At 72.3% G+C, this 16,385-nt stretch carries 13 protein-coding genes; 8 read left to right on the top strand and 5 right to left on the bottom strand.

Going from position 1 to position 16,385, the window contains the following annotated elements; all coding sequences use genetic code 11:
• Positions 1 to 7: 7 nt before the first annotated feature.
• The 3 genes from OO52_RS16790 to OO52_RS16780 are packed head-to-tail and all read right to left on the bottom strand — an operon-like array spanning position 8 to position 3,720.
• Complete coding sequence (locus OO52_RS16790; RefSeq protein WP_030644887.1) at positions 8 to 403, bottom strand: DUF742 domain-containing protein; 396 nt, start codon at positions 401 to 403, stop codon at positions 8 to 10.
• 9 nt (positions 404 to 412) lie between these two features.
• Complete coding sequence (locus tag OO52_RS16785; RefSeq protein WP_030644885.1) at positions 413 to 847, bottom strand: roadblock/LC7 domain-containing protein; 435 nt, start codon at positions 845 to 847, stop codon at positions 413 to 415.
• Positions 844 to 3,720 carry a sensor histidine kinase gene (locus OO52_RS16780; protein ID WP_030644883.1) on the bottom strand — a complete coding sequence of 959 codons (2,877 nt, stop codon included), beginning with the start codon at positions 3,718 to 3,720 and terminating at the stop codon, positions 844 to 846. The genes OO52_RS16785 and OO52_RS16780 overlap by 4 nt, the downstream gene beginning before the upstream one ends.
• Positions 3,721 to 4,140: 420 nt before the next feature.
• Here OO52_RS16780 and OO52_RS16775 point away from each other — a divergent pair, with 420 nt between their 5' ends.
• Positions 4,141 to 4,674, top strand: a complete 534-nt coding sequence (locus OO52_RS16775; RefSeq protein ID WP_030644881.1) for a hypothetical protein — start codon at positions 4,141 to 4,143, stop codon at positions 4,672 to 4,674.
• Between the two features lie 319 nt (positions 4,675 to 4,993).
• Here OO52_RS16775 and OO52_RS16770 read toward each other — a convergent pair whose 3' ends face one another.
• Together OO52_RS16770 and OO52_RS16765 are read right to left on the bottom strand one after the other, a co-directional pair.
• On the bottom strand, positions 4,994 to 6,199 hold the full coding sequence (locus OO52_RS16770) for an NAD(P)/FAD-dependent oxidoreductase (RefSeq protein ID WP_199819934.1): 1,206 nt from the start codon (positions 6,197 to 6,199) through the stop codon (positions 4,994 to 4,996).
• 127 nt (positions 6,200 to 6,326) lie between these two features.
• Positions 6,327 to 6,650: a bifunctional 3-phenylpropionate/cinnamic acid dioxygenase ferredoxin subunit gene (locus tag OO52_RS16765; protein WP_030644878.1), complete on the bottom strand. Its 324-nt coding sequence runs from the start codon at positions 6,648 to 6,650 to the stop codon at positions 6,327 to 6,329.
• Positions 6,651 to 6,951: 301 nt separating this feature from the next.
• Between OO52_RS16765 and OO52_RS16760 the strand changes: the two genes are divergently transcribed.
• The 7 genes from OO52_RS16760 (at position 6,952) to OO52_RS16730 (ending at position 16,349) form a co-directional block, all read left to right on the top strand.
• Positions 6,952 to 7,791 (top strand): IclR family transcriptional regulator, encoded by an 840-nt coding sequence (locus tag OO52_RS16760; RefSeq protein WP_030644877.1) that lies wholly within the window; start codon positions 6,952 to 6,954, stop codon positions 7,789 to 7,791.
• 394 nt (positions 7,792 to 8,185) lie between these two features.
• Positions 8,186 to 9,271 carry an S-(hydroxymethyl)mycothiol dehydrogenase gene (locus OO52_RS16755; RefSeq protein WP_030644876.1) on the top strand — a complete coding sequence of 362 codons (1,086 nt, stop codon included), beginning with the start codon at positions 8,186 to 8,188 and terminating at the stop codon, positions 9,269 to 9,271.
• Positions 9,268 to 9,894 carry an MBL fold metallo-hydrolase gene (locus OO52_RS16750; RefSeq protein WP_030644875.1) on the top strand — a complete coding sequence of 209 codons (627 nt, stop codon included), beginning with the start codon at positions 9,268 to 9,270 and terminating at the stop codon, positions 9,892 to 9,894. Before OO52_RS16755 ends, OO52_RS16750 begins: the two co-directional genes overlap by 4 nt.
• 179 nt (positions 9,895 to 10,073) lie before the next feature.
• Positions 10,074 to 12,536, top strand: a complete 2,463-nt coding sequence (locus OO52_RS16745) for a GcvT family protein (RefSeq protein WP_030644874.1) — start codon at positions 10,074 to 10,076, stop codon at positions 12,534 to 12,536.
• Between the two features lie 9 nt (positions 12,537 to 12,545).
• Entirely contained in the window at positions 12,546 to 13,733 is a 1,188-nt protein-coding gene (gene solA / locus OO52_RS16740; RefSeq protein ID WP_030644873.1) for an N-methyl-L-tryptophan oxidase, read from the top strand.
• An 11-nt stretch (positions 13,734 to 13,744) separates the two neighbouring features.
• A complete protein-coding gene (locus OO52_RS16735; RefSeq protein ID WP_030644872.1) occupies positions 13,745 to 14,890 on the top strand; it encodes an aromatic ring-hydroxylating oxygenase subunit alpha in 1,146 nt (381 codons plus the stop codon).
• Complete coding sequence (locus tag OO52_RS16730) at positions 14,883 to 16,349, top strand: aldehyde dehydrogenase family protein (protein ID WP_030644870.1); 1,467 nt, start codon at positions 14,883 to 14,885, stop codon at positions 16,347 to 16,349. The genes OO52_RS16735 and OO52_RS16730 overlap by 8 nt, the downstream gene beginning before the upstream one ends.
• Positions 16,350 to 16,385 lie beyond the last annotated feature (36 nt).

The following is a 16,385-nucleotide window of genomic DNA, read 5'->3' as shown; positions in this document are numbered from 1 at the left end:
GCGCCGGTCACAGCGCCCGGAGGCCGTTGATCACGTCGCGCAGAATACTCTCGTCCGGCAGCTCGGCCGGGGGCACCGGGCGGGTCACACGGACGAGTTCGGCGTGCACCAGGTCGCCGATGAGGACGCGGACGACGCCGATGGGCAGGTCCAGTTCCGCGGCGAGTTCGGCGACGGACTGGGGCGCGTCCCGACAGAGTCCGACGATCTCCACGTGTTCGGGGGACAGTGTCGGGTCCGATTCCGGGTCGCCCGTGCCGGGCTCCGTGACGACCACCGCGATCAGGTCGAGGCGGTGCTGGCCCTCGCTCGTGGTGCGGCCACGCGTCATGGCGTACGGACGGACGACCGGCCCGGCATCGTCGTCGAACCAGTGGCTTCTTCCCTGACCGTCTGCGCTCATGTCATCCCACTACCCGCCTGCGGGCAGATCGGTGCGCGGAGCGGTGCCCAGATGGACGCCGACCCGCTTGACCAGGAGCGTCATCTCGTAGGCGACCTGCCCGACGTCGGAGTCGGCGTCCGAGAGGACGGCGAGGCAGCTGCCGTCCCCGGCGGCGGTGACGAAGAGGAAGGCGTCGTCCAGCTCGACCACCGTCTGCCGGACACTGCCCGCCTCGAAGTGGCGGCCGACGCCCTTGGCGAGGCTGTGGAAGCCGGACGCCACGGCGGCCAGATGCTCGCTGTCCTCCCTGGTCAGGTCCTTGGACACCCCCGTGGGCAGGCCGTCGCCGGACAGGATCACGGCCTTGCGGATACTGGCGACCCGGTCGACCAGATCGTCCAGGAGCCAGTTCAGCTCCCCCTTGTCCGTCGCCGTGTGGCCGGTCGCCTTCGGTGCGGTCATCGACCGTCCCCCTTAGTCGTTCCTTGTGCTGTGCCGTTCGGGGCCTCGTCGCCCGCGGCGTTCTCCTCCCGGCCACGCTGCCAGCCGCGCTGGAGCGAGGCCATCCTGCTGCGGACCTCCTCGGCATCGCGGTCGGCGGGTGGCGTCGCGCGCTCGGCGCGCCGGTCGGTGTCCTGCTTGAGCTGGGGTGCCAGGCTCGCCTGGCGTACGCGCCGGGGAAGCGGCCCGGCGCCCGGCTCGGGGGCCGAGTCGTCGGTGGGTGCGGCGGCGCGGGAGCGGGGAGGGGCCGTGTCCGCGGAGTGGGGCGGGGCCGCGTCCGCCGGGCCGCCCGTGCCGGAGCGAGGGGATGCCGTGTCCGCCAGGCCGCCCGTGCCGGGTGTCCCGGTCCGGGTGCGCCTGGGCAGCGCCGGAGCTTCCACGGCCGAATCGGCACTCTCGGCCGGCGTCGCGGTGCTGTCCTCGGCGGTGCGTCCGGCGGGGCGCCGGGAGGACGTGCCGCGGCGGCGGGTGGGCAGCGGAGCCGGTCCCTCCGTGTCGGAGCGGCGCGTGGCGGCGGAGGGCCCCGGCTCAGGTTCGCCGCGGCGGGGCCGCTGGTCGGTGACGGGCTTGCCGTGCGAGCTGACCAGCTTGGGCGTCTGCCGCCGGGGCAGCGGTACGGCCCCGGCGTCACGGATCCCGTCGTGCGACAGGCGGTCGGCCGGCGGGGCGGCTGCCTCCTCGTCGTCGCCCGGGCGGACCCCGCGGGGGCGGAACAGACCGCCGCGCTCACTGTCCTCGTCCGGAAGGGCGCCGGGGAAGTCGTCCAGCGCGTCGAGACCGACGGGCGCCTCCAGCTCGACGGGGCCGTCCAGCAGGGAGGTCGGCAGGCCGGGCAGCTGCAGCGGGGCCGGCGACCGGCCGGCACCGCGGCCCAGCGCCTGCTCGGTGCGCTTCGCCGGGCGGTCCCGGTCGAGCCGGAAGCCGACGCCGTTGGTGTCCGGGACGTCGTCGGTGAGCAGCGCGTCGGGGATGAACACCACGGCGGTGGTGCCGCCGTACGGCGACGGCTGGAGGGAGACCCGGATGTTCTGGCGCTGGGCGAGGCGGCTGACCACGAACAGGCCGAGACGGTCGGTGTCGGAGAGTTCGAACTCGGGTGTCTCGGCGAGACGCAGATTGGCGTCCAGGAGTGCCTCGGCCGTCATACCGAGGCCCCGGTCGTGGATCTCCAGGGTGAAACCGTTGGCGACCCGCTCGCCGAGGACCTGGACGGCGGTGTGCGGGGGCGAGAAGACGGTGGCGTTCTCCAGGAGTTCGGCCACGAGATGGGTGAGGTCGGCGACGGCGGGACCGGTGACGGCGACCCTCGGCAGGCGCCGGACCTCGATGCGCTCGTAGTCCTCGACCTCGGCGACGGCGGCGCGGACGACGTCCATCAGCTGCACGGGCCGGCGCCACTGCCGGGAGGGTGCGGCTCCGGAGAGGATCACGAGGCCCTCGGCGTGCCTGCGCATGCGGGTGGTGAGGTGGTCCAGGCGGAACAGGTCGGCGAGTTCGTCGGTGTCCTCGGTCCGGCGCTCCATGCTGTCGAGGAGGGTGAGCTGCTTGTGCAGCAGTACCTGGCTGCGGCGGGCGAGGTTGACGAAGACCTCGGAGACACCGGCCCGTAGCTCGGCCTGTTTGACGGCGGCCTCGACCGCCGCGCGCTGCAGGGTGTTGAGGGCCTGTCCGACCTCGCCGATCTCGTTCTTGTCGTACTCGAGGCGCGGGACCTCGGTCTCGACGTCGACCTGTTCGCCCGCCGACAGCCGGCGCATCACGCTGGGCAGTCGGACACCGGATGCCTCGTGCGCCTCCAGCCGCAGTTGGCGCAGGTCGCGGATGAGGGAGCGGCCGACCCGGATGGAGAGCACGACGGAGAGCAGGAGCGCGACCAGGCCGAGGGCGCCGGCGACGGCCGCCTGCACGATGACGCCGACGGCCACGGGGCGCATCCGGTCCTGGAAGCGGTCGCCCGCCTGGTCGTCCAGGGTGCCGAGTTCGTCCAGCACGGTTGCCGCGGAGGAGTCCCAGCTCTTCGCGGTCACATCGCCGGGGGTGCCGGAGTCCGAGGCGATGACGGTCCGTTCGGCCTCCCGCAGCGGGGCCGTGGTGGCGTTCTTCCAGAAGCGCTCGTAGCGGTCGCGCTCCGCGGCGGGCAGCAGGGGGAGGCTGATGTCGTACAGGAGGGTGCGCTGGGCGACGAGGTCGGAGATCTGACGGGTCTCGTCGCGGGTGAGGCGCCCGACGACGAGGGAGGAGCCGAGCAGGGCGTCCTCGCGGGACAGCAGCTCGCGGGCGCGGGTGACGTTCACCAGGGCGCGGGCCTGCTTGTCGACCTCGACGTCGTCCAAACCGTCGAGGGACGCGAGGAGCGCGTAGCAGGGGTCCACGAGACGGTTGTAGAGGTCGAGTGCCTGGGCACGGGTGACGGTGCCTCCCTCGACGCTGCGGCGCAGGGGCCCGAGACCGTCCAGGGCGTCCAGGACGGCGGTGAGGTGTTCGCCGTCGTCCGCGTCCATGTCGGCCCGGATGTCCTGGTCCTTGGCGTTCCTGCGGATGGTGGTGATCACCCGGTCGGTGGCGGTGCGGGTGCGGCGCAGCGCCGAAAGGGCCTCGGAGCCCCGGGGGTCGGCGAGGTAGACGAGGGTCTGACGGCGCTCCTGCTGCAGGACGCGAACGGTATCCTCGGTGGGGTAGCCGATGTCCTCGACGATGTCGGTCACGCGGAACAACTGGGCGACTTCGCGCCCCGTGAGCACCGTGGCGAAGCCCCAGACGGCGGTCAGGGACACCAGCGGCACGAGAAGCAGCGCCACGATCTTCCGGCGGATCGACTTCCCGCGAAAGCGCATGGCCTCCCCCAGCTCGACCCCCGCCGGCCGGGGGTGCTCATGTCCGTCAGCAAACGGCGCGAGCCTACTACCGCCTCACAGTTAACTCGAAGACATGTCCGGAGGGCGAACTTCCGCACCGGCGGCGAGACATGGCGAGTTGTCCGGGCATTGGGGGAGATTGCCACCGCGATCCCGACACCCACGCCGTACCTACGGCGGCCGCACGGTCAGGTGGTTGGCCGGAATCTTTCGCCAGTTGGGAATCTTCGGGGGATCTCGTACGTCCTTCTCTATGGGAATCGGGGGCGGAATGGGCCACAGGAGCCGCATCCCACACCCCGGCGGCGTAAAGCAGCGCAAGCCGGGCAGTCCCTGGGGAGTCGGGGTCTTCGGATGCCGGGGGCGATCGGTCTGCTGGCGGTGGGGAGTGACACGGTGATGGGCACAGCGGAGCGGCGCGGGGCGCCCGAGGAAAGCCTGGCGGAGCGCTCGTGGGTGCGACGGGACAAGGCGGCGCCGGATCGGGACATTCCAGGGCCGGAACGCGCCGGGGAGCCCGGCGTTGATGAACAGCGGCAGAACTACCGCCCGTTGTGGATCGAGGAGCCCGCGCGCCGGCACCCGTTGCCCGATCCGGTGCGCACGGCGGCGGTGCGCGCGGTCCTCGTCATCGCGGCCACGCTGATCCAGGCGATGGTGGCGTTCCTGTGCACGCTGGCCGGGTCCTGGCTGGCGTTCCCCATGGTGATCAGCAGTGTGGTGAGCACGGTGGTGGCCACCTGGGCCGTGGTCGACGTGTGGGTCACCCGCCAGGTGTGGAACCAGCGGTACGGCGTGGTCTCCGAGCCGAGCAGCACGGCCCGGTCCCTCCGCCGGGAGCGACGCGCCCACCGACGCCTGGAGCGGGCCGGTCTGCGGGAACAGGAGCGGATACGCCGGACCGGTGGCGCGGGGCGGCTGTCGCACTCCTGACGGACGGCGCCCAAACCGCCCGCGATCAGGCCACCGGGGCTCTGCGGTGCCGGAAGCGTGGTCGCCGCGCGCCGGGCACGCGGTGAGGGTACGCACGGAAGCCGGGCCATGGGACTGCGGGCGCCGGAAACACAGGCCGACGGAATCAAGGGTCACCGGAAGTCCCGGTCGCGAGCAGCCCAGGACGCCGAAAGATTCGGCCACCAGCAGCCCGGGACGCCGGGAGCAAGAGCCGCCGGATATGCCGGGCGGGCGCCGGCCCGCCCGGACCCGGAGCCGAGCCGCGCACGCCCCCGGCGATGCGCAGCGACACCGACCGTCACAACGCAGCCGACTCCACCCGCGGCCCTCCCGTCCACCGGTGTTCCTCTCGCTGGAGTTCCCGCCGGGCCCGCATGAACGCGCGGGGCCGGTTCACTCCGAGTACGGCGACGGTGCGGCCGTCCCGTTCGTAGCGGGCGAGGAAGCCGGACTCCCCGGGGGCACCGTCGTCGGTGATCTCGCCCTCGGTGACGTGGACGGTGTCGCCCTCGCGGTACCGGCCCGCGAACTGGATCCGTGAGTCGTACTGGTCGGACCAGAAATACGGCAGGGTGCGAGCGGTCGCCACGGTGCGGCCGGCGAGCAGGTTGGTCACGGCGACGCGGGGCTGCTCGGTGGCGGAGGTCCAGTGCTCGGCCCGGGTGCCGCCCACCCGGGCGACGTCACCGACCGCGACCACCTGGGGCAGGGCGGTGACGCAGCCGTCGTCGCACAGCACACCGTCGTGCAGTGCGAGTGCCGAGCCCACGAGCCAGTCGGTGTGCGGGCGGGCGCCGATGCCGACGATCACGACGTCGGCGGGCAGGGTGCGGCCGTCGGTGAGGTCCACCCCGGTGACGGTGGCGGCGCCCCGGAGCGCGGCCACGCCCGTGCCGGTGACCAGCTCCACTCCGCCCCGGCGGTGCAGGGCGGCGCAGACCGCGGCCATCCGGGCGCCGAGTTGGGGCACGAGCGGCAGCGGGGCGGCCTCGACCACCGTGACGTCGTGGCCGAGCCGGGCGCACGAGGAGGCGGTCTCGGCGCCGATGAAGCCGCCGCCGATGACGACGACCCGGCGATGCCCCTGAGTGAGTTCGGCACGGAGGGCGCGGGCGTCGTCCAGGGTGCGCAGGGTGTGGACCCCGGCGAGGCGGTCGCCGGGCAGTCGGCGGGCGGCGGCGCCGGTGGCGATGACGACGCCGTCGGTGGAGACCGTGCGGCCGTCGCCGAGGAGGACGGTGCGGCCTCGGGGATCGAGCCCGCGAGCCCGGACGCCGAGCAGCCACTCGGCTTCGAGTCCGGCGGTCTCGTCGGCGTCGGTGAGGGCCAGGTCGCTCTCGTCGGCGCGGCCGGTGAGGAAGTCCTTGGAGAGGGGAGGTCGGTCATAGGGGTGATGCGGTTCCTCGCCGACGATCACCAGTCGGCCGTCGAAACCCAGGGCGCGGAGCTCACGGGCGGCGTAGAGCCCGGAGAGGGAGGCGCCGACGATGGTCACGGTTCTCATACGGCACGGCTCCTGACGTCGGTGGCGGGACGGCGGGGGCAGGGCCGGCCGTGACGTGGAGGAGCACCTGCGCCGGTGGGCGCACGGCCGAGGACGGCGGAGGCGGGGTGCCGGTGCCTGGGGGTGTTCACGCGGCCGTGCCCTCCTCCGCGCCGAGGTGGACGTGCACGACGCCGTCCTCCACGGTGACGCGATGGGTGCGCACCGGGCGCCGGGCCGGCAGACAGGTCGGTTCGCCGGTGCGCAGGTCGAAGGACGCCGCGTGCAGCGGGCATTCGACCAGGCAGCCCTCCAGCCAGCCCTCGGAGAGCGAGGCGTCCTGGTGGGTGCAGGTGTCGTCGATGGCGTACAGCTCGCCGTCCTCGGTGCGGAACACGGCGATCGGAGGCGTGGTCGCGACGCGGACGGACTCACCCTCGGGGAGGTCTTCGAGGCGGCAGACGGGAATCACGGGCCCCCCTCTCGGTCCGGGACACTCGGTCCGGGACCTGCTCGATGCAGGCGTCAGGGATGCTGCCGGGAGCCCGGACCCACGTCGGTCCGGCCCGGTGAAGCGGCAAGGGAGTGACGGACCGTCGACGGTCCGGGTGGTCCGGCACCCTTCCGGGATCCGGACGCTTCGGTAACATGATGTTTCGCATGGCGCACGATCCAGCGCTATGCGCAACAGAATCCGGGCGGGACGACCGTCGCGTCAAGGGCTTCCCGCAGATGCGGCCCGAACCGGGCACACAGGTGGTGAGAGTTGAGCCATGACCCGCACGCAGAAGCAGTCTGACCGCAGCGAGGAGACCACGCAGAACCCAGGGACCCCGGAGAGGCAGGGCGGCCGCGGCGCGGCCAGCGCGGTGCAGTCGGTGGACCGCGCCGTGAGCGTGCTGGAGATCCTGGCGCGGCACGGCGAGGCGGGCGTCACCGAGATCGCCGAGGAGCTGGACGTGCACAAGTCCACGGCATTCCGGCTGCTCGGCGTCCTGGAGAACCGCGGCCTGGTGGCCCAGGCCAAGGACCGCGGCAAGTACTACCTGGGGGCCGGCGTACTGCGTCTGGCGGGGGCGGCGGCAGTGCGTCTCGACATCTCCCAGGAGGGTGTCCCGGTCTGCCGGGAGGTCGCCGACGAGCTGGGCGAGACGGTCAACATCGCCGTGCTCGACGACGACGCGGCGGTCAACATCATGCAGGCGCGCGGCACCGCGTCCGTGACCGCGCAGAACTGGCTGGGCAGACGCACCCCGCTGCACGCCACCTCCAGCGGCAAGGTGCTCCTCGCGCACATGCCGCCGACCCTGCGCGAGGGCCTGCTGGCACGGCCGTTGCCGCGGTTCACGGACCGTACGATCACCGGTGCGGCGATGCTGCGCGCCGAGCTGGAGGCCGTGGTCGGCCAGGGCTACGGCGTCACGATCGAGGAGCTGGAGCTGGGGCTCGCGGCCGTCGCGGCGCCGGTGCGCGCCCACGACGGCAAGGTGATCGCGGCGATCAGCGTGTCGGGGCCGGTCTACCGCCTCAACGCGGACCGGCTGCCGGAGGTGGCCAAGCGGACGGTCGCCGCGGGCGCCGAACTGTCCCGGCGGATGGGGTACGGCTTCTGACCGGCCTTCACCGTCACTGGCTCGCTTTCACGCCACTCCGCCTTCACACCACTGGCCCGCCTCCACGCCACTGGCCCGCATTCACCGCCGCCGGTGCACTCCGACTCCGCGACTCCGGCATCACACCTCCGACTGCGCCCACGCACCCTCACCTCCGCCGGCGCACCCTCGACCCCGCCGATCCCCACGCACTCGGCACGCTCTCAACCCCGGCCACGGCGCGGGACCGGAAGCTTCCCCGGTCCCGCGCCGCCGTGTGTCCGACAGGTTTCGCCCCACAGGTTCCTTTTGCCAAGGGTTAACGCGCACCCCTTGACGGCCCCGTGACGCCGTTCTCAATATGTTCCCCATCGCGCAACCCATCGTGCAATGCGCAACAGCAGAGGAGCTTGTCGTGCCACACGAGGTCCGTGCCGTAGTCGCTGTGAAGAAGGGCGCACCCGTGGAGGTGCGGACGATCGTCGTCCCCGACCCGGGGCCCGGTGAGGTGCTCGTCGATGTGCAGGCCTGCGGGGTGTGCCACACGGATCTCCACTATCGGGAGGGCGCGATCACCGACGACTTCCCGTTCCTGCTGGGCCACGAGGCGGCCGGTACCGTCGAGTCCGTGGGCCCCGGCGTCACCGATCTGCAGCCCGGCGACTACGTCGTACTGGCCTGGCGAGCGCCATGCGGCAGCTGCCGTTCCTGCCGCCGGGGCCGGCCCTGGTACTGCTTCGACTCCCGCAACGCCGCACAGCCCATGACCCTGCTGGACGGCACCCCGCTCAGCAACGCGCTCGGCATCGGTGCCTTCGCCGAGAAGACGCTGGTCGCGGCGGGCCAGGCGGTGAAGATCGACCCGGCCGCTCGGCCCGAGGCGGCCGGTCTCATCGGGTGCGGGGTGATGGCCGGGTACGGCGCGGCGGTCAACACCGGCAATGTCGGCCGGGGCGACTCGGTCGCCGTCATCGGCTGCGGCGGCGTCGGCAACGCGGCCATCGCGGGCGCCTGCCTGAACGGCGCCATGAAGGTGATCGCCGTCGACATCGACGACAAGAAGCTGGACCAGGCCGAGAAGTTCGGCGCCACGCACACCGTCAACTCCCGGGGCACCGACCCGGTCGAGGCGGTCCGGGAGCTGACCGACGGGCACGGCGTGGACATCGCGATCGACGCGGTCGGCCGCCCCGAGACCTTCCTCCAGGCCTTCTACATGCGCGACCACGCGGGTCTGTTGGTCCAGGTCGGCGTCCCGGCCCCCGAGATGAAGGTGGAACTCCCGCTGATCGATGTCTTCTCGCGCGGCGGCGCCGTCAAATCGTCCTGGTACGGCGACTGTCTGCCGAGCCGGGACTTCCCGTTCCTGATCGACCAGTACCTCTACGGCCTGCTCGACCTCAACGCGTTCGTGTCCGAGACGATCGCCCTGGACCAGGTGGAGGAGGCGTTCGGCAAGATGCACCGCGGTGAGGTGCTGCGCTCGGTGGTGGTCCTGTGAGCGTGCGCGGTGCCGTACGTGTCGAGCGGGTCGTCACCTCGGGGACCTTCAGCCTGGACGGTGAGACGTTCGACGTCGACAACAACGTCTGGCTGGTCGGCGACGACGAGGAGGTGCTCGTGGTGGACGCCGCGCACGACGCCGAGGCGATCCACCGCGCCACCGCCGGCCGCCGGGTCACCGCCATCGTCTGCACCCACGCCCACGACGACCACATCGACGCGGCGCCGAGGCTTTCCGTCCTGACCGGCGCGCCCGTGCTGCTGCACCCCGACGACACCGAGCTGTGGTCGCTCACCCACCCCGGTCGCAAGCCGGACGGCGAGCTGTCCGACGGCCGGATCCTCGCGGTGGCCGGCATAGAGCTGCACGTGATCCACACGCCGGGCCACACCTGGGGGAGCTGCTCGCTCCACGCCCCCTTCCTGAACGCCGTCTTCACCGGCGACACCCTGTTCCACGGCGGACCCGGCGCCACCGGCCGCTCCTACTCCGACCGCCCGGCGATCGAGGCGTCGGTCCGCGCGCGGCTGCTGACCCTGCCGGGTGACACCGTCGTCCACACCGGCCACGGCCAGGACACGACGATCGCCGCCGAGCGGCCGAACGTCCCCGCCGCCTGAGTAGTCCCCGACACCCCGCGGCACCCGGTCTCCCCACTCCCTGAGCACCTCCCGACACCCCGCGGCCCAGCCTCCCCCACCGCTCGAGCACCGCGACACCCCGCGGACCAATCTCCCCACCCAAGGGCCTTGAGTCACCAGGACTCGCACCTGCCATCCCCGCCACCACAAGGAGGGGCATGTCCAGCACCCCCGAACCTCGCTCCCAGGGACCCCGTGTCGTCGTCATCGGCGCCGGCATCGTCGGCTGCTCCCTCGCCGACGAGCTGACCGCCCGCGGCTGGACGGACGTCACCGTCCTCGAACAGGGCCCCCTGCCCGCCCCGGGCGGCTCCACCTCGCACGCCCCGGGACTCGTCTTCCAGACCAGCCCGTCCAAGACCCTCACCGAGTTCGCCCGGTACACCGTCGAGAAGTTCCGCGCCCTCGAAGCCGACGGCGTCTCCTGCTTCCACCAGGTCGGCGGCCTGGAACTGGCCACCACCCCCGAGCGGCTGGCCGATCTGCACCGCCGGGCCGGTTACGCCGCCTCCTGGGGCGTCCGGGGCGAGGTCGTGAGCACGGCCCGGTGCAAGGAACTGTGGCCGCTGCTGGACGAGTCGCTGGTCCTCGGCGGCTTCCACACCCCGGACGACGGCCTGGCCCGCGCCCTCCTGGCGGCGCGCGCCCAGATGGACCGCGCCACCGCGCGCGGGGCCCGCTTCCTGGACCGGCACACGGTCACCGGGATCGAGCAGCGGGACGGCCGGGTCACCGCGGTCGTCACCGACCGGGGCGCCTTCCCGGCCGACCACGTCGTCTCGGCGGCCGGTTTCTGGGGTCCGGTGATCGGCCGCATGGCCGGGATCGACGTACCGCTCCAGCCCCTCGCGCACCAGTACGCGAAGACCGGGCCGCTGCCCGGGCTGCGCGGCGCCACGGCCGAGGCCACGCGGCCCATCCTGCGCTTCCAGGACCGCGACCTGTACTTCCGCGAGCACGCCGACCGCATCGGAATCGGTTCGTACGCGCACCGCCCGATGCCGGTGGATCCGTTCGCGGTCCCGGCGTACGACGAGGCGCGCGGCCGGGACATGGAGATGCCGTCCTCGTACCCGTTCACCGCCGAGGACTGGGCGCCGAGCTGGGAGGACTGCAGGCGGCTGCTGCCCGCGCTGCGGAAGTCCGGGATCGAGAGCGGCTTCAACGGGGTGTTCTCCTTCACGCCGGACGGCATGCCGGTGCTCGGGGAGGCGCGGCGGCTGCGGGGCTTCTGGCTGGCCGAGGCGGTCTGGGTGACCCATTCCGCGGGTGTCGCCAAGGCGGTGGCCGAGTGGATGGTGGACGGGCGGCCGTCCGTCGACGTGCACGAGTGCGCCCTCACGCGGTTCGAGGAGGCGCAGCGTTCACCGTCGTACGTCCGTGAGCGCGGTTCACAGCAGTTCGTGGAGGTGTACGACGTCCTCCACCCCCTCCAGCCGATGGAGCGGCCGCGTCCGCTGCGCGTGAGCCCCTTCTACGCACGCCAGCAGCAGCTCGGCGCGTTCTTCCTGGAGGGCACCGGTTGGGAGCGCCCGCACTGGTACGAGGCGAACGCACCGCTCGTGGACGGCCTCGGCGACCTGCCCGAGCGCGACGCCTGGTCGGCCCGTTACTGGTCCCCCATCGCCCCCGCCGAGGCGAAGGCCACCCGCGAGAAGGTCGCCCTGTACGACATGACCCCGCTGCGCCGCCTGGAGGTGACCGGGCCCGGCGCCCTCGCCTTCCTCGACCGCATGACCACCAACAACCTCCGCAAGAAGCCCGGCGCGGTCACGTACACCCTGCTCCTGGACGAGGCCGGAGGCGTCCGCTCCGATCTCACGGTCGCCCGTCTCGCCGCCGACCGTTTCCAGGTCGGCGCCAACTCCCCCGCCGACCTCGACCGGCTCCTCCGCCACGCCCCCGACGACGTCCAGGTCCGCGACATCACCTCCGGGACCTGCTGCGTCGGCGTCTGGGGTCCCCTCGCCCGCGCCCTCGTCCAGCCCCTGACCGACGACGACTTCTCCCATGAAGGCTTCGGCTACTTCCGGGCGAAGCAGACGTACCTCGGACACGTGCCGGTGACGGCGATGCGCCTGAGCTACGTCGGCGAGCTGGGCTGGGAGCTGTACACCACCGCCGACCTGGGGCTCAGGCTGTGGGACACGCTGTGGGAGGCCGGACGGGACCTGGGCGTGGTCGCCGCGGGCCGCTCCGCCTTCAACTCGCTGCGCCTGGAGAAGGGTTACCGGGCCTGGGGCACCGACATGACCGACGAGCACAACCCCTTCGAGGCCGGACTCGGTTTCGCCGTCCGCATGGACAAGGAGGACTTCGTCGGCAAGGCGGCGCTCCAGCGGGCCGGAGAACCCTCCCGCCGGCTCACCCCGCTCCTGCTGGACGACCCCGCCGCCGTGGTCCTCGGCAAGGAACCGGTCTATGCCGACGGCGCCCCGGCCGGTTACGTGACCAGCGCGTCGTACGGCTACACGCTGGGCCGCTGTGTCGCCTACGCCTGGCTGCCGGCCGGTCTCGCCACCGGCACCGGCGTGCACATCGAGTACTTCGGCGAGAAGGTTCCGGCGACCGTCGCCGACGAGCCTCTGTTCGACCCGAAGATGACCCGCATCCGCCGCTAGGAGGCGACCGTGTCACCGTCTTACGACGTCATCGTCATCGGACTCGGCGGCATGGGCAGCGCCGCCGCCCACCACCTGTCCGCGCGCGGCGCCCGCGTCCTCGGCCTGGAGAAGTTCGGCCCGGTCCACAACCGCGGCTCCAGCCACGGCGGTTCGCGCGTCACCCGGCAGTCGTACTTCGAGGACCCGGCGTACGTGCCGCTGCTGCTGCGCGCCTACGAGCTGTACGAGGAGCTGGAGCGGGCCACCGGCCGGGACATCGCGATCCTGTCGGGTGGCGTGATGATCGGCCCGCCCGAGTCCCGGACCGTCTCCGGCGCGCTGCGCTCGGCGACCGAGTGGGGCCTGCCGCACGAGATGCTGGACGCAAAGGAGATCCGCCGCCGCTTCCCGACGCTCGCCCCGCACGACGACGAGGTCGCCCTGTTCGAGGCGAAGGCGGGCCTGGTGCGCCCCGAGAACATGGTCGCCGCGCATCTCCAGCTGGCCACCCGGCAGGGTGCCGACCTGCACTTCGAGGAGCCGGTGCTGCGCTGGGAACCGTACCGGGACGGGGTGCGCGTACACACGGCCGAGAACACCTACACGGCCGGGCAACTGGTGATCTGCCCCGGTGCCTGGGCACCGCAGCTGCTCACCGACCTCGGGGTGCCGTTCACCATCGAGCGGCAGGTCATGTACTGGTTCCAGCCGAAGGGTGGCACCGAACGGTTCCGGCCCGAGAACCACCCGGTCTACATCTGGGAGGACGCGGCCGGCGTCCAGGTGTACGGCTTCCCGGCCATCGACGGCCCGGACCTGGGCGCCAAGGTCGCCTTCTTCCGGAAGGGGCGGGTGACGACTCCGGAGACCATCGACCGGACGGTGCACGAGGACGAGATCCGGGCCATGGCGGACCACATGTCCCGCTGCATCCCGGACCTGCCCGGCACCTTCCTCAAGGCCGCCACCTGCATGTACTCCAACACCCCGGACGAGCACTTCGTGCTGGCCCGGCACCCCGCGCACCCGGAGTCGGTGACCGTGGCCTGCGGCTTTTCCGGGCACGGGTTCAAGTTCGTGCCGGTCGTCGGCGAGATCCTGGCCGACCTGGCGCTGACCGGTGCCACCGCGCATCCCATCGGCCTTTTCGACCCCGCCCGCCCCCTGACTCCCCCTCGTCCGAGCGGGGGAACCCCCGCCGCCGCGTCCGCCTGAGGAGCCCGCCCGTGACGACGACCCCCATCTCCCCTGGCCCGGCCTCCCCGAGCCTCATCGCGACGCTTCCGGGCCACTACTACACCGACCCGGCGGTCTTCCGGCAGGAGCAGGAGAAGATCTTCGAGTCCCTGTGGTTCTGCGCGGTGCGCGGCGCCGACCTGGACAAGCCGGGCGCTTTCCGCACGGTCCAAGTGGGCCGCGAGAACGTCATCATCACCCGGACCCGCACCGGTGAGCTGCGCGCCTTCCTCAATGTGTGCCGGCACCGCGGGGCGCGGCTGTGCACCGAGGAGTCCGGTGAGGTGCGGCGCAGCCTGCAATGCCCGTACCACGCATGGACGTACGACCTTGACGGCAGATTGATCGCGGCACCCAACTTGATCAAGATGCCCGACGTTGATCGAGTCGAGTACGGGTTGATCAAGGTGGCGTTGCGCGAGTGGCTGGGTTACGCCTGGGTGTGCCTCGCCGACGAACCGCCCTCCTTCGAGGACACGGTGATGTACGCGGCCGTGGAGCGGCTCGGCGACGCCGCCGCCATCGAGCACTACGGCACCGAGAAGCTCGCCCTCGGCAAACGCGTCACCTACGACGTGCGGGCCAACTGGAAACTGATCGTCGAGAACTTCATGGAGTGCTACCACTGCGCGACGATCCACCCCGAACTCACGGAGGTCCTCCCGGAGTTCGCCGACGGCTACGCGGCCCAGTACTACGTGGGCCACGGCGCGGAGTTCGGCGAGGAGATCAAGGGCTTCACGGTGGACGGCAGCGCGGGCTTCGCCAAGCTCCCCGAGGTGACGGCCGACCAGGACCGCCGCTACTACGCGATCACGGTCAAGCCGACGGTCTTCGTCAACCTCGTCCCGGACCACGTGATCCTGCACCGCATGTTCCCGCTGGCCGAGGACCGCACGGTGGTGGAGTGCGACTGGCTGTACGCGCCCCAGGTGGTGGCCTCGGGCGCGGACGTGTCGAAGTCCGTGGAGCTGTTCCACCGCGTCAACGTCCAGGACTTCGAGGCCTGCGAACGCACCCAGCCGGCGATGTCCTCGCGCGCGTACCGCACAGGCGGGGTGCTGGTCCCGAACGAGCACCACATCGGGATCTTCCACGCGTGGCTGCTGGAGCGGCTGGAGGACTCCCATGCCTGACGTGTTCATCGACGGTGTGTGGCGGGGCGCCCTGGACGAGCGCAGCCGGGAGATCCGCTGTCCCGCCGACGGCTCCCTGGTGGGCGTCGTGGACGAGGCCGGCGGCAAGGACACCGCGGAGGCCGTCGCGGCGGCCCGGCGCGCCTTCGACACCGGTCCCTGGCCGCACACGCCGGCCGCCGAGCGCGGTGACCTGCTCCTGCGGGTCGCCGGGCTCATCGCCCGGGACAAGGACGCGCTGGCCCGCGCCGAGTCCCTGGACACCGGCAAGCGGGTGGTGGAGAGCGCGTACGACGTGGACGACGTCGTCAACTGTTTCCGCTACTTCGGGCGGCTGGTCGCGAGCGAGACCGGCCGGGTGATCGACACCGGGCGGGCGGACGTCGACAGCCGGGTGGTGTACGAGCCGGTCGGCGTGTGCGCCCTGATCACGCCCTGGAACTACCCGCTGCTGCAGACCGCGTGGAAGGTCGCCCCGGCGCTCGCCGCCGGCAACACGTTCGTGCTGAAGCCGAGCGAGCTGACCCCGCACACCGCGATCCACCTGGTCCGGCTGCTGGCGGAGGCAGGGCTGCCGCCGGGCGTGGCCAATCTGGTGCTGGGCGCCGGTCCGGAGGCGGGCGCCCCGCTGGGCGACCATCCGGACGTCGACCTGGTCTCCTTCACCGGCGGTCTGCAGACCGGCCGCCGGCTGATGGCGGCGGCGGCCGGCACGGTGAAGAAGGTCGCGCTCGAACTCGGCGGCAAGAACCCCAACATCGTCTTCGCGGACGCCGACTTCGAGGCCGCGGTCGACATGGCGCTCACCGCCGTCTTCCTGCACTCCGGGCAGGTGTGTTCCGCCGGGGCCCGGCTGCTGGTCGAGGACGCGCTGCACGACCGGTTCGTGGACGAGGTCGTACGGCGGGCGCGGCTGATCCGGCTCGGCGGGCCGTTCGACGAGCGGGCGCAGACCGGGCCGCTGATCTCCGCGGCCCACCGGGCCAAGGTGGAGGCCTATGTGGCGCGGGGGCTGGCGGAGGGCGCGGTGCTGCGCTGCGGCGGCGCCCGGCCCGCCGGTCCCGGCTACGACGAGGGCTTCTACTACCTGCCGACCGTCCTGGACGAGTGCACGAGCGCCATGTCCGTCGTCCGGGAGGAGTCCTTCGGTCCGGTGCTGACCGTCGAACGGTTCACCGACGAGGAGGAGGCCGTCCGGCTCGCCGACGACACGGTCTACGGCCTCGCGGGTGCCGTCTGGACCGGCGACGAGGCCAGGGCCGCGCGGGTCGCGGGGCGGCTGCGGCTCGGCACGGTCTGGATCAACGACTACCACCCGTACGTGCCGCAGGCCGAGTGGGGTGGTTACAAGCAGTCCGGGTTCGGGCGTGAACTCGGACCGGCGGGGCTCGCCGAGTACCGCGAGACGAAACACATCTGGCGCAACACCGCGCCCGCACCGCAGGGCTGGTTCGACTGACCCACCCGTCACCCAACCGATCCCGGCACCCGCACG

The sequence above is a fragment of the Streptomyces flaveolus genome (genome assembly GCF_000716535.1).
Classification (GTDB): domain Bacteria; phylum Actinomycetota; class Actinomycetes; order Streptomycetales; family Streptomycetaceae; genus Streptomyces; species Streptomyces flaveolus_A.
Note: the sequence above shows the minus strand (reverse complement) of the source record. Positions and strands in the feature narration are given on the sequence as shown.

Coding starts and splice junctions, on each gene's coding strand:
- OO52_RS16770 (WP_199819934.1), bottom strand. CDS start 6,199: ATGAGAACCGTGACCATCGTCGGCGCCTCCCTCTCCGGGCTCTACGCC.
- OO52_RS16745 (WP_030644874.1), top strand. CDS start 10,074: ATGTCCAGCACCCCCGAACCTCGCTCCCAGGGACCCCGTGTCGTCGTC.
- OO52_RS16790 (WP_030644887.1), bottom strand. CDS start 403: ATGAGCGCAGACGGTCAGGGAAGAAGCCACTGGTTCGACGACGATGCC.
- OO52_RS16775 (WP_030644881.1), top strand. CDS start 4,141: ATGGGCACAGCGGAGCGGCGCGGGGCGCCCGAGGAAAGCCTGGCGGAG.
- OO52_RS16780 (WP_030644883.1), bottom strand. CDS start 3,720: ATGCGCTTTCGCGGGAAGTCGATCCGCCGGAAGATCGTGGCGCTGCTT.
- OO52_RS16730 (WP_030644870.1), top strand. CDS start 14,883: ATGCCTGACGTGTTCATCGACGGTGTGTGGCGGGGCGCCCTGGACGAG.
- OO52_RS16785 (WP_030644885.1), bottom strand. CDS start 847: ATGACCGCACCGAAGGCGACCGGCCACACGGCGACGGACAAGGGGGAG.
- OO52_RS16760 (WP_030644877.1), top strand. CDS start 6,952: ATGACCCGCACGCAGAAGCAGTCTGACCGCAGCGAGGAGACCACGCAG.